The 13,623-nt window shown below is 61.9% G+C and carries 9 protein-coding genes; 4 read left to right on the top strand and 5 right to left on the bottom strand.

Annotation, left to right across the window (positions count from 1 at the left end):
- The first annotated feature begins 81 nt into the window (after positions 1-81).
- The 3 genes from LOY37_RS09105 to LOY37_RS09095 all read left to right on the top strand — a co-directional run bounded on the left by LOY37_RS09105 (position 82) and on the right by LOY37_RS09095 (position 8,179).
- A complete protein-coding gene (locus LOY37_RS09105) occupies positions 82-1,188 on the top strand; it encodes a 2-aminoethylphosphonate--pyruvate transaminase (protein ID WP_258716675.1) in 1,107 nt (368 codons plus the stop codon).
- A 56-nt stretch (positions 1,189-1,244) separates the two neighbouring features.
- Positions 1,245-2,072 (top strand): phosphonoacetaldehyde hydrolase, encoded by an 828-nt coding sequence (gene phnX, locus LOY37_RS09100; protein WP_258610193.1) that lies wholly within the window; start codon positions 1,245-1,247, stop codon positions 2,070-2,072.
- Between the two features lie 236 nt (positions 2,073-2,308).
- On the top strand, positions 2,309-8,179 hold the full coding sequence (locus tag LOY37_RS09095) for an NEL-type E3 ubiquitin ligase domain-containing protein (RefSeq protein ID WP_258716674.1): 5,871 nt from the start codon (positions 2,309-2,311) through the stop codon (positions 8,177-8,179).
- A gap of 49 nt (positions 8,180-8,228) precedes the next feature.
- Here the strand turns inward: LOY37_RS09095 and LOY37_RS09090 are convergent, their stop codons facing one another.
- Positions 8,229-8,783: an NADPH-dependent FMN reductase gene (locus LOY37_RS09090; protein WP_093385206.1), complete on the bottom strand. Its 555-nt coding sequence runs from the start codon at positions 8,781-8,783 to the stop codon at positions 8,229-8,231.
- Positions 8,784-8,933: 150 nt separating this feature from the next.
- Here LOY37_RS09090 and LOY37_RS09085 point away from each other — a divergent pair, with 150 nt between their 5' ends.
- A complete protein-coding gene (locus LOY37_RS09085; RefSeq protein ID WP_258610191.1) occupies positions 8,934-9,152 on the top strand; it encodes a hypothetical protein in 219 nt (72 codons plus the stop codon).
- Between the two features lie 6 nt (positions 9,153-9,158).
- Here LOY37_RS09085 and LOY37_RS09080 read toward each other — a convergent pair whose 3' ends face one another.
- The 4 genes from LOY37_RS09080 to LOY37_RS09065 form a co-directional block, all read right to left on the bottom strand.
- The gene (locus LOY37_RS09080; RefSeq protein ID WP_258716673.1) at positions 9,159-11,414 is read right to left on the bottom strand and encodes an Orn/Lys/Arg decarboxylase N-terminal domain-containing protein; all 2,256 of its coding nucleotides are present in this window, start codon (positions 11,412-11,414) and stop codon (positions 9,159-9,161) included.
- A gap of 78 nt (positions 11,415-11,492) precedes the next feature.
- Positions 11,493-12,290, bottom strand: a complete 798-nt coding sequence (gene dnaQ, locus LOY37_RS09075; RefSeq protein WP_258716672.1) for a DNA polymerase III subunit epsilon — start codon at positions 12,288-12,290, stop codon at positions 11,493-11,495.
- Positions 12,291-12,327: 37 nt separating this feature from the next.
- Positions 12,328-12,774 carry a ribonuclease HI gene (rnhA, locus tag LOY37_RS09070; RefSeq protein ID WP_045202106.1) on the bottom strand — a complete coding sequence of 149 codons (447 nt, stop codon included), beginning with the start codon at positions 12,772-12,774 and terminating at the stop codon, positions 12,328-12,330.
- 50 nt (positions 12,775-12,824) lie between these two features.
- Entirely contained in the window at positions 12,825-13,583 is a 759-nt protein-coding gene (locus LOY37_RS09065) for a class I SAM-dependent methyltransferase (RefSeq protein WP_115087894.1), read from the bottom strand.
- Positions 13,584-13,623: the final 40 nt, after the last annotated feature.

Below are 13,623 nucleotides of genomic sequence, written 5' to 3'. Positions count from 1 at the left end.
AACAAACAATTTGATTGATAACGCACGGAATTGCAACGTAGGCCCCGTAGATTCAGCCCACCGCTTGCGAGGACTACCGGAATGAGTAACGCCCCTATCCTGCTGACCCCTGGCCCCCTGACCACCTCGGCCCGTACCCGCCAAGCGATGATGGTCGACTGGGGCTCATGGGACCGCGACTTCAACCAGCTCACCGCCAGCCTCTGCGAGCAACTGCTGGCCATCGTCAACGGTGCCGACAGCCACCATTGCGTGCCCCTGCAAGGCAGCGGCACCTTTGCTGTGGAAGCGGCCATCGGCACCCTGGTGCCCCGCGGCGGCAAGGTCCTGGTACTGATCAACGGCGCCTACGGCCAGCGCCTGGCAAAGATCTGCAAGGTGCTGGGCCGCGCCTGCAGCACCTTCGAAACCGCCGAAGACCAGCCGACCACTGCCGCTGACGTCGACCGTCTGCTGAGCGCCGACAGCAGCATTACCCACGTGGCACTGATTCACTGCGAAACCAGCACCGGTATTCTCAACCCGCTGGCAGAGATTGCCGCGGTTATCGCCGGCCACGGCAAACGCCTGATCATCGATGCCATGAGCTCGTTCGGCGCCTTGCCGATCGATGCCCGCCAGGTGCCATTCGATGCCCTCATCGCCGCCTCCGGTAAATGCCTGGAAGGCGTGCCTGGCATGGGCTTCGTCTTTGCCAACAAACAGTCGCTGGCCGCCGCCGAAGGCAACTCGCCGTCGCTGGCCATGGACCTGCATGACCAGCACGTCTACATGGCCAAGACCGGCCAGTGGCGCTTCACCCCGCCAACTCATGTGGTAGCGGCGCTGCACGAGGCCTTGCTGCAGTACAACGAACAAGGCGGCCTGCCCGCCCGCCACCAGCGCTATGCCAGCAACTGCAAGACCCTGCTCGACGGCATGGCCGCCATTGGCTTGCGCAGCTTCCTGCCCGCCGAGATTCAGGCGCCGATCATCGTCACCTTCCATGCCCCGAACGATCCGCGCTACCAGTTCAAGGACTTCTACGAGCGGGTCAAGGCCAAGGGTTTCATCCTCTACCCGGGCAAGTTGACCCAGGTCGAAACCTTCCGCGTCGGCTGCATCGGCTGCGTCGGCCCGGACGGCATGCAGGCCGCGGTCGATGCCGTGGCTCAGGTGCTGCGGGAAATGGAAGTGCTGGACATCTGATACCCCGAAGCCTTTTTACCCGATCAGCGCAACCACCCGCTCAAGGAACCCTGAACATGAACTACAACAACCCGACGCAACTGCAAGCCGCGATCCTCGACTGGGCCGGCACCGTGGTCGATTTTGGCTCCTTTGCCCCAACCCAGATCTTTGTCGAGGCCTTCGCCGAGTTCGACGTCGAAGTGTCTATCGAGGAAGCCCGCGGGCCGATGGGCATGGGCAAGTGGGACCATATCCGCACCCTGTGTGACCAGCCGCTGATCGCCGAGCGCTACCGCAAGGTGTTCGGCCGCACGCCGACCGACGCGGACGTCACCGCCATCTATGAGCGCTTCATGCCACTGCAGATCGAGAAGATCGCCGTGCACTCGGCGCTGATCCCCGGCGCCCTCGACACCCTCACCGGGCTGCGCCAAGACGGTCTGAAGATCGGCTCGTGCTCGGGCTATCCGAAAGTGGTAATGGACAAGGTGGTGGCACTGGCCGCGCAGAACGGCTACATCGCCGATCATGTGGTGGCCACCGACGAAACCCCGAATGGCCGCCCCTGGCCGGCCCAGGCCCTGGCCAACGTGATTGCCCTGGGCATCGATGATGTCGCTGCCTGCGTCAAGGTCGACGACACCGTGCCAGGCATCCTCGAAGGCCGGCGCGCCGGCATGTGGACGGTAGCGCTGGTGTGCTCGGGCAACGCCCTGGGCCTGACCTACGAAGGCTACCGCGCCCTGGCCTCGGACACCCTCGACAGCGAGCGCAAGCGCATTCATGCGTTGTTCGCAGGCTCGCGCCCGCACTACCTGATCGACACCATCAACGAACTGCCAGAGGTGATCGCTGATATCAACAAGCGCCTGGCTCGTGGGGAAATGCCGCAGGCCGTGTAAGCACGTTGCACAGCTGATTGACCCAGCAATCTAAACAGGCAGGACAAGTTACCCAACTTGACCTGCCTGTTTGCTCATGCCGCCCCGGGCAAGTGACAAAAGGTGTTAGATATAGTCATTATTGCCGCAAAATCACGATCTTTTCACCGACTTTCCCAACCAACATTCAAACTTTTTCCCTTGAGCTTTCCACCGTACGCTCAGTGCCTACACCTCAAGGAAGAAGGTTTTAATTCATGTCTGTTGACCTCAGTTTTCCCACGCAACCAACCGATCTCGAGCCAATCAAGAACAAGTTACCAACTTGGCTGATCAACGCGCCTGCCAACACGCATGCGGCTCTACGCAATATCGACGTACAGTCATTGCCCTGGCTCAGCAGCGCGCAGGAAACCGATGCACAAACCCTGGAACAACTGCAAAAGGTCTATGTCCGCCATCGGCGCAATGAGCAACGAATCCAGCAGGTTCTTGCCGCACTTCCGGCCATCGAGTCCTATGCCGAACCCTTGTTGAAAGCCAAGCTGCAGGAGCGATTCGGCCTGGATGTGGATGTGCGCAACAGTTATCTGTTCCATGCCCGGCGCGTGGTCATCGACGGCTCTTTCCTGACGTTGTCGCAGGATCCAGCGGTCAAGGCTGGTGTCGCGATCAAAGCCGCCACCCAGTCGCTGCTGGCCTGTGCCCTGCAGAACTTCGAAGCCTGGGAAGCCTCGCCGGGCGCCATGACTGACGATCGCGGGCGGACATCGATCGCCTCGCGCATCTACTACTCCGACCCGGCACTCAACCGGCCCGGGCGCTACCCCGACGAGTCGCCGCTGAATATCGTTCCCGAGCAGTTTGCTGCCCTGTGCCGCGAACTTGACCTGGGCGGTACCTACCAACAGTTGATACACCGCGTACTCAACCCGGAGTCCGCTGCAGGTGACGCTGCCGACGCCGCCAGCGCCAATGTGCGCGCCGACTTCAAACAGCTCGAGCAATCGACGTTCCTCCTGCATACGCACATTGCGCGGTTGAAAAAAACCATCAGCCCGCAGATGCATGGCGTATTGCTGGATATCGCTCGAAACAAACCGGCAACACTGGACGGTGTAACGATAACCCGTAACTTTCTCACACTCTGGGATGTCGAACTCAGCGCCATCGTTGTCTTCGGAAAAGACCGTAGTGCCAGCCAGCACAGCGAAAAGGTCGTGGTCTACATTCCCGATGACCCCTACGACCCGCTCAGAGAGTACCCCTCGCTTGCGCACTTTTTCGCGTCCCTGCGTGACAGCTTTCTGAAGCCGGACTACCAGCAGTTCTTTGCCCGATTTGTACCTGCACGCCAGCGCGCGCGGTTGTTTGCTCGCCTGCACCAGGCTTTCTATCCCAAGGTCTGGAACAGTGCCGCGGGCTACTACGAAGAAAAACTCGACCGTAATGCCTCACTGCACCTGCGCGAAGGTACCTTTTTCGGCAACCTGCTCAACGCGCTGTACCAGCAAAAAATCACCCAGCTCAAGGACGATGCCCTGTTTCACGGCGTGCCCACGGCCGCCGAGGACCACAAGTCGCTGCAAGACAAGCTGCTGTACTTTGTCCAGACTACGCTCAACGTGCTCAATATCGCTGCGTTCGTGGTGCCGGTGCTCGGCGAGGTGATGCTGGCCGTCACCGCCGTACAACTGTGCAACGAAGTCTATGAAGGCATCGAGAGCCTGGCCAGGGGCGAGAGCCAGCAAGCCTGGGGCTACCTGATGGATGTGGTCGAAAACCTGGCGATGATCGCCGCCCTGGGAGGCCTCTCGGCGGCAGGGGGTGGCGCTGCGGTACAAGCCCCTGAGCTGGTCAGGCAGATGCAGAGCGTGAAACTGGCCGATGGCAGTACGCGCCTGTGGAAACCCGACCTGCAGCCATTCGCCCATAACCTCAGGCTCCCCGCTGACCTAAAGCCCAATGCCTCCGGGCTCTACGACTACCAGGGCCGACAATGGCTGGTACTCGAAGGCCGCACCTACGCGGTCAAGCCGCCCGCTGCCAGCGCGCCCTACCGGCTGGAACATCCGTGGCGCATGGGCGCCTACGAGCCGCCTTTGCGCCACAACCAGGCAGGCGCCTGGCTGCAGGTTACCGACCAGCCGCTTGAGTGGGAAGGCATCCGTCTGTTCCGACGGCTTGGACATGCCGGCGCCGAGTTCTCCGACGAAGTCGCCAGCACCATCATGCGCGTCAGCGAAACCCATCAAGCCGAAATACGTCACGCACTTTCACAGGGTCAGCGTCCGCCGGCCCTGTTAACTGACACGCTGCAACGCTTTGGCTTACAGCGCGACCTTGACCGATTCACCGAGCAACTGGAAGCTGCAGACCCGCGCGCCGAACCGGCCTTGCAACTGCAACTGGTGGCGCAGGCTCGCGGATGGCCGATGGGACGAGCGCTGACTGTGCTGGATGAGCAAGGCAAGGTTCTCGCCCAGTACCACAGCCAGAGCGCCAATCCGCTGTCGCGCCCCGTGCAGGTCCAGCTCGGCGGCTCTGACGTGCTCGAAGCCCTGCTGGGCCAGTTGAGCAAGACAGAGCAGGAAGGACTCCTGCAACACAGCCTGGGCTCAGGCGAAGCCAACCTCAGCGTGGTGAAACGCCAGTTGCAGCAGCAACTGGCCAGCCAGGCAAAGGCTGAAAAAACCGCACTGTTCAACCAACGCTACCAGGCGCTACAAAAAACCAACGCCGGCCCCGTGTTGCAGGTCCAGAAAACCTTCAGCGGCCTGCCCACGGTGGTGGTCGAGGAGCTGCTGCGCCACGCCAGCCCGGCAGAACTTGAACAATTGCGTGTCAATACGCGCATTCCCGTACGAATTGGCGAAGAAGCCCGTGCCTACCAGCATAAGCTGCGTCTGAATCGTGCGTATGAAGGGCTGTATCTGGACGCTGGCAGCAGTCCCGACAGCGAGCGTCTGGTGCTGCATACCCTGGGTAATCTGCACGGCTGGTCCACCGACGTGCGCCTGGAGGTCCGCGAGGGTTCAACCCAGGGGGCGCTGCTCGACAGCATCGGCAGTAGCGAAGCGCCCATTCGCAAGGTCCTGGTCAGCGATGGCACCACCTACCGCACTTACGATGCCGACGGGCGTCAGCTGCATGGCCGTGACAACCTCTATGCCGCAGTCCTGCACGCGCTGCCGGACGCCCAACGCAGCGCCCTGGGCTTTGCCGACGTCAGCCAGCACGCAGCACTCAAACAGGCCGTACAGTCGCAACCGCTACTGGCCCGGTACAGTTTGAGAGCCGCGCTGAAGATGCAGGCGCTCAAGCCCGGCGCCCGCTCCCCGATGCGCCTGGCCGATGGCAGGCTTGGTTTCCCGTTGAGCGGACGCGGCAGGCTGGCGGGCTTCATCCTCGAAGAGACGCTGCTGGACAAGATCCGTCTGCTTGAATTCGAGCACGCCTTTCCCGAGCAGATCCTGCAGATGTTCTACGACGCGCAGTGGAGCCGTGCGGACATCGACCAGCGCCTGGATCAGTTACTTGTCGAGCAGCAAGCCCTGCGCACTCACCTGACCGGATGGACCGAGGCGACCGTTTCACTGCCGCCATTGAGCACGGCGCGCATGAACAGCCGCACACGCATCGCCGAAGCGTTATGGAGCCACTGGCGTAACAACAGTCTGCCGGAACTGGGACAAGCCTATACCCCGCTACAACTGGCGGACGTCTACCTGGTCGACTTCCCGACGCAGTTGCCCGATTTCATCCAGCAGCGCGTGCAGGGCCTGGAATTGTGGAACGTGAACCATGACGAAACGCCGGTCAATCCGTTCATCAACCTGGACAACGAGCGTATCGGCCTGGGCCGGTTCTTCGAGCGCTTTCCCCAGGTGAGGTCTTTGGCCTATGGCCAGAGTATTGGCCAACCCAGCTATCCCTTCATCGGCCAGACGGTGCTGGAGCATTACCCACAACTGCGCGAACTGAGCCTGATCGATACCCGGCTGTACATCGGCCAGGCCGAAATCAACCTCTACCGGGGTTTCAGCCAGCTTCAACGCCTGGACCTGAGCGGAAACACCCTCAACATTCTCGGCAACATCGACCTCAGCGGCTTGAACCTGCAGTATCTGGGCCTGAGACGGACCCACCTTGACCGCTGGCCACAGTGGCTCGACAGCGCGGCGCTCACTGGAATTGCCGAAGTCTCCCTGGCCGACAACCAGATCACCACGGTACCCGCCGCCGTGCTGGAAAACCCCATCGGTAGCGGGCATCACACCCGGGTTTCGTTACAGAACAACGAGCTTTCGCGGGACACCCTGATCCGCATGCGCCTGAGTGAAGGTGAAGGCAGGCGTTTCAGCTTTGAACTGACCATTGCAGAGAATCTTCGCGCCATCCTGGATGTGATGACCCAGGAACGTGCGGAACTGGATGAAGCTTTTATGCAGTGGGCCGAAGCGTCCCACTCAGGCGCACCGCTAGGCGATGAACAGATTGCCTCCAGGCGCCGCCTGGGCCGCCTGGTGCACGACTTATGGAGCCACGAACCAACACATGGCCACGTTGGTACCTTGCGTCTCGAGGCAATTGCCTTGAACGACTTCCCCAGACGATTGCCGGCGTTTTTCTATCATCGCCTGCGCAGGCTGCAGCTTCTGCGCGTGGGGACCCATGCCAGTGAATTGCACCAGTTTCTCAGTGACTTTCCTTACCTGGACAGTTTGCACATCGAAGGGCATGACACCCCGCTGGGCAGCTTGAATGCGGCGGTGCCGCAATTGCGGATGCTGGAACACCTGAGCCTGATCGACCTGGGCTTGAACATCGATCAGTCGGCGCTGGCAACGCTGCAACTCATGCCAGGGCTGACTGAACTGCAACTTGACGCAAATATTATCGGCGAGATTAGCGATGCTTCTGCATTACGTAACATCGAGCAGTTGAGCCTCAATAATGTCGGCCTGCAAGCCTGGCCGCAATGGCTGGACACGCTGCTGCCGGGACCGATGCAACGCTTGTCGCTGGTTGCCAACCAGTTACGCGAATTGCCCGAGCGCATTCTCGCCAACCCACGCACTGAAGAACATCACACTGAAATTTCCCTGACCGGCAACCCGCTGAGCCACGAGAGCATGCGTCGCGCGCACTTGTCCGAAGGTTCCGATCGCGCCTACGACTTCTATATGGACTTGCCGCCCGATATCCGTGCCCTGGAGCGTGAGCGGCACTATTCAAGCGATTCTTCCCCCTCTTCCGCTGAAGAGGCCGAATCCGGTGCGGATGTCTGGCTAAGCGGTGCCGAAGACCGCAGTGCGACACGCCGAGGTATCTGGCAACAGATCGAAGACGGCGCAGACGCCAGCGACCTGCTGGGGGTCATCAGCCATCTGCAGCACAGCGCCGACTATCGCGATGCCAGCAGCCGCAGCGGCCTTACTGAGCGGGTTTGGGGCGTACTTGAAGTAGCCGCCAACGACACAGAACTGCGCCTGATTCTCAACGGCATGGGTGCCGAACCCCTGCAGCAGATCAGGCAGCGCGACACTTGCCCCGATGGCATACGCCTGGCGTTCAACCAGATGGAAATTCAGGTGTTCATTCGTCAATCGCTGCAGGGCGTTGCCGCCGAACAGCGGGGCAGTTCCCTGTACGCCCTCACCCGCCGTCTGTACCGGCTGGAGGCGCTGGACAACGCTGCCCGCGAACAGGCCGGTAGCCGCGACGAAGCCGAAGTGCGCCTGGCCTATCGCCTGCAATGGGCCCGTGAGCTGGACCTGCCGGTGCCGCCGAGCAACATGCTGTACCGAACGGCCGCCAACATTCGCCCCGGGGAACTGGATGCTGCGTTGAGCCAGGTGCGCCTGGGCGAAGGCGGCCAGGCCTTTCTCGACTTCGCCAGGGGGCGGGACTTCTGGGTGGATTACCTGCGCGAGAGCCACGCCGATCGTTTCATGGCGCTCAAGTCTGCCTACGAGGCCGAGGTACTGGAGCTGTACGACCTCTATCCGGATGACAACCCCGACCAGATTGCCGCACGCATCACCGCGCTGGAGCAACAGTTCAAGCGCAACGAAAGCAACCTGATCGAGGCGCTGACCAACCGGGCAGGGCAACAGCAACGTTGAACCTGCCTTTGCACCGGCCAGCCTTGAGTAAGGTGGCCGGTGCAATGCCTCAGTTCTGGTGGCGCGCGACCCACACGGCGAACTTGTCGATAAAGGTCTGCAGGAACGGCCGGGTCTTCTCCGACAGCTTGCCGTTGTCGTCAAACAGCGTTCCCGCCCCACCGATGTACGCTTCAGGCTGCTGCATGCACGGCACATCAAGGAACACCAGCGACTGGCGCAGGTGATGGTTGGCACCAAAGCCGCCCACCGCCCCCGGCGACACACTGATCACCGCCCCGGGCTTGCCACTCCAGGCGCTCTGGCCATAGGGCCGCGAGCCCACATCGATGGCATTCTTCAACACTCCCGGCACCGAGCGGTTGTACTCGGGGGTGACAAACAGCAGCGCATCACTGCCGCGAATCTGCTCACGAAACGTTTTGTAGGCCTGCGGCGGATTGACGTCGATATCCTCGTTGTACAAGGCCAGCTCGCCAATTTCGACGATGTGCAGCTTGAGGCTGGATGGCGCAAGCTCGGCCAGCGCACGGGCGACTTTGCGGTTGAGGGATTCCTTGCGCAAGCTGCCGACGACGACGGCGACTGAATACACCTGGCTCATGGCAAATTCCTGATGTGATGAACAGAGGGAGTTGTAGGTATAGATGATCTGCTGTAGCCCTGAAGTTTTTTTCCATACGGGCAAAACTTACCAGGCAAAACAGTGGTCTATGCCTGACAGATACTTATTTCTTCAGAGGTTGTACGGTAAATGACAGCAGTACTGGTCGGACAGTTTCATGCACGGGACGCCGAGGGCCGCATCTATCCCGTTCATGAGTTCCAGGAAGCCACCCTGCAGGCCGACGGAAGCGCCGCATCCCTGCCCATTACCACCTACAGGCTGGCAATCGGTGACCGGGTCAACCACCTGGGTGAAGACCGCTTTGAGCTGGTCCAGAGTGGCGTGGAAATCATCCGCATTCCTTGAGCCTGCTCAGGCCTTGATGCAATCGACGGTATAGACTCGTCCCTGCGCTGTGGTTTCATGCTGCAACCCATGGACATCGGCGACAAAACCGGGAAAGCCGCTGTCGAAGGCAGCAGCAAAGGCCAGGTAGTCGATGATCGAACGCGTAGCCTCGGTAAAACGCTCCCCCGGCATGATCAACGGAATGCCCGGTGGATAGGGCACCAGCATCACCGCAGCGATACGCCCGAGCAACTGCTCGATCGGTACCGCCTCGACCTCCCCGCGCACCATCCGGTCATAGGCATCGGCAGGTTTCATCACCACTTCCGGCAAACGCGTGAACAGGCGCTTGAGTTGCTTGGCCGTAGCATTGCTGCGGTAGCAGGCGTGCAACTGGTCACACAGGTCGCGCAGGCCCAGGCCCTGGTAACGCACTGGATCGAGCTGGGCAACGCAGGGCAGGCATTCGAGCAGGCGGGTGTTGGCATCGTAGTTGCGCTTGAACTCAAGCAACTCGGTCAGCAGCGTGCTCCATTTACCCTTGGTGATGCCCATCGAGAACAACACCAGGAAGGTGTAGAGCCCGGTCTTTTCCACCACCAGACCGCGCTCCCAAAGAAACTTGCTGACCACCGCCGCCGGAATGCCATGCTCGCTCAAGGCGCCGCCGGCACTGAGCCCGGGCATCACCAGGGTGACCTTGATCGGGTCAAGCAGCACGTAGTCGTCACTGACATCAGCGAAACCGTGCCAGTCGGCCTGGGGCTGCAGCAGCCAGTCTTCGGTGGCGAGCCGCCGTGCACCGTCCGCCAGCGGCGGTTGCCAGATACTGAACCACCAGTCATCGGCGGCCATGTGCTCGCGCAGGTTTGCCATAGCCCGGCGAAAGCTCAGCGCCTCATCGAACATTTCCTGCAGCAAGGAGCGCCCGGCCGGGCCTTCCATCATCGCCGACGAGACATCCAGCGAGGCGAGGATGCTGTACTGCGGCGAGGTGGAAATATGCATCATGAAGGCTTCGTTGAAGCGGTCGCGGTCCAACTGGCGGGCGCCGCCGTCCTGCACATGGATCATCGACGCCTGGCTGAAGGCAGCCAGCAGCTTGTGGGTCGAATGGGTGCTGAACACCAGCGGGCTGTCGGCACTGCGCGAAGTGCCCATAGCGTAACGCCCGCGGAAGAACTCGTGAAACGCCGCGTAGGCATACCAGGCCTCATCAAAATGCAACACCTCGACGCTGTTGCCCAGCACCTGCTTGATCAGTTCGGCGTTGTAGCACAAGCCGTCATAGGTAGAGTTGGTCACCACCGCCAGCTTGACCCTGGGCGGACGGCCACGGGCCAGGGGGTTGGCGCTGATCTTGGCGGCAATCGAGGCCTGGCTGAATTCGCTCAGCGGGATCGGCCCGATGATCCCCAGCTCGTTGCGCTCCGGGCACAGGTACAAAGGGATGGCCCCGGTCATGATGATCGCGTGGACCACCGACTTGTGGCAGTTGCGGTCGACCAGCACCAGGTCATCTCGACCGACCATCGAGTGCCAGACAATCTTGTTGGCGGTGGAAGTGCCATTGATCACGAAGAAGGTATGGTCGGCACCGAAATTCTTTGCCGCCCGCGCCTCGGCGGCCGCCAGCGGCCCGGTGTGATCGAGCAGCGAGCCCAGCTCAGGGACCGACACCGACAGGTCCGAACGCAGGGTGTTCTCGCCGAAAAACTGATGAAAGGCCTGGCCGACCGGGCTTTTGCGATAGGCCACGCCACCGCCATGGCCGGGGGTGTGCCATGAGTAGTTCGATTGCGCGGTGTGCTGCACCAGCGCCTTGAAAAAGGGCGGCAGCAAGCCATCCAGATAACTGTGCGCGGCCCGCGCCACCTGGCGGGCGAGAAACGGTACGGTGTCTTCGAACAGGTAGAGAATGCCGCGCAGCTGGTTCAGCTCGCTCATGACATCGGCAGGGGCATTCTCCAGGGTCACCTGCTCGCCCAGGGCGAAGATCGGCAGGTGCGGTGCACGCACCCGGGCCAGGCGAATCAGTTCGACCATGTTCTGTAAAAGGTGAGTGTTTTCCCCAGCGCCTTCGGCGGCAATCAGCATGCACGCCAGGCCGTGATGGGTGGCGGCGACCAGGCGGCCTTCGGCGTAATCGACGGCCGGCAGGATAGTGAAGCCGTCCTGGGCCAGCTCTTGGGCAATTGCGCGAACACGCTCGCCCGCGACCGTATCGGCCTTGATATCGCGATGCACGATGAGGACGGGAAACTTGAGGTCCTTGTACATGGGCGGGCGCTTCCTCCGGGTAACAGCTTTGTCACCTCAGGGTAGAAGGTCGCCGGCGCCCCTGCGCGGCAAATTGCCTCAGTGTGCTTCGGACAGTTGCTGCCACAGCGCCGGGCCACCGGCAGACTTGGCAATGGCTTCCAGGCGCGCCATGTGCAGTTCAAGCTCCTGCTCGCTGGCGCGAATGATCCGCCCCGGCTGGCGGCTGGCAGGCAGCCGGCGGATCTCGCTGCCGCGATTGTCGTCGCCCTCTTCATCACCATCGGCACCGTGGCCGGCCAGCGACAGGCTGGTCTGGCCACCGGTCATGCTCAGGTAGACGTCAGCCAGCAGCTCGGAGTCGAGCAGTGCGCCGTGCAGCTCACGGCCGGAGTTGTCGACGCCATAGCGTTTGCACAACGCATCGAGGCTGTTGCGCTGCCCCGGATGGCGCGAGCGGGCCATCATCAAGGTGTCGAGGATGGTGCAGTGCTGGGAGATGTCGGCGCGATCGTGCTGGCCGAGCAAGGCGAATTCGTTGTTGATGAAGCCAACGTCGAACGCCGCGTTGTGGATGATCAGCTGGGCGCCCTGGATGAACTCGAAAAATTCATCGGCGACTTCAGCAAAGCGCGGCTTATCGAGCAGGAAGGAGTCGGTGATGCCGTGGACGCCAATGGCGCCCTCATCACTTTCGCGGTCCGGCTGCAGGTAGACGTGGAAATGGCGCCCGGTCAGGCGCCGGCCCATCAGCTCGACACAACCGATCTCGATGACCCGGTGGCCGTCGGTCACCGGCATACCGGTGGTTTCGGTGTCGAGGACGACCGACCTGTTGTTCTGAATCTCCACGCCGATGGTCTCCTGCCGCGTACAGTCTGGTGAAAAGCCGGCCATTCTACCTCAGCTCAAGGGCGAGTGGCGGCCGGTGTAGTCAACGCAGACCACGGACCTCGTCAACACCGCGGTTAGCCAGTTGATCGGCACGCTCGTTGCCATGATGGCCAATATGCCCGCGGACCCATTTCCAGGTCACTTTGTGCCGGCCCACCTGTTCATCGAGCAACTGCCAGAGGTCAGCGTTCTTTACCGGCTCTTTGGCGGCGGTTTTCCAGCCGCGTTTTTTCCAGTTGACCATCCACTCGGTGATGCCTTTCATCACGTACTGGGAGTCGGTGACCAGCAGCACTTCGCACTCGCGCTTGAGCGCTTCCAGGCCCTTGATCGCCGCCATCAGTTCCATACGGTTGTTGGTGGTCTCGCGTTCGCCGCCCCACAGCTCCTTTTCGACGCCCTTGCACACCATCAGCACACCCCAGCCGCCCGGGCCGGGGTTGCCCTTGCAGGCACCATCGGTGAAGATTTCGACGCTATCGCTCATTTACAGCCTTTTCATCAATGATTTGGCCCCGCGCCCTTGGGGCCCGGAACTCAGGGTTCGGAATGGCGCCGGTTGACCTTGGCCATCGGCAGCGGCAGCAGCTTGCCCATCGGCTCGCGGCGCTCCAGGCGCAGGGGCCGCAGGCCGACCACCATCTTGCGCGCCACCAGCAGGTAGACACCGCCACCGGCACTCTGCCAGCCTCCGGCGATCCGCTCCCAGCCGGCCAGGCGCTGTTGCCAGGCGGGGGATGCGAGCGGCGGACGATAGCACCCGAAGCGGCGTTTCTCCAGCGCGAAACCCAGCAGGTTGAGCCAGTCGCCCACCCGCGACGGGGAAATGCAGCGCGCCTTGCGCAAGGCATCATGGGCGAACACCCGGCGCACGCCCCAACTGCTCCAGGGGTTGATGCCGACGATCAGCAAGTGACCACCCGGGCGTACACTGCTGGCGGCCTCGCGCAGCAGGCCATGGGGCGACAGGCTGAAGTCCAGGCCATGCTGCAGCACCACGACGTCGGCGGCATGTTCGCTCAGTGGCCAGGCCTGTTCTTCACAGACGATTTCGACCCCGGGCAGCGGCGCGCCGAGGCGCACGTTACGCTGCACCTGCGGGGCCTTGGGCGGTGCTTCGGCGCAGGGGCCGTAATGCACCAGGTAACCGCCGAAGTAACGCCCCAGCTCCTCTTCGAGCAGGCGTTGCTCTTCTTTGAGCATCAATTGCCCCAACGGGCCGGCGAACCAGTCGCGGGCCAGGCTGATCAGCTCCAGCCACTGCGGATCGGCCTGGGCGAAGGCTTGATCGGTCATTGCAGTCTCCCTTGAAGGTTCTCGACAGCGCGCATAGCTA

This window comes from Pseudomonas sp. B21-012 (genome assembly GCF_024749305.1).
Classification (GTDB): Bacteria; Pseudomonadota; Gammaproteobacteria; order Pseudomonadales; family Pseudomonadaceae; genus Aquipseudomonas.
Note: the sequence above shows the minus strand (reverse complement) of the source record. Positions and strands in the feature narration are given on the sequence as shown.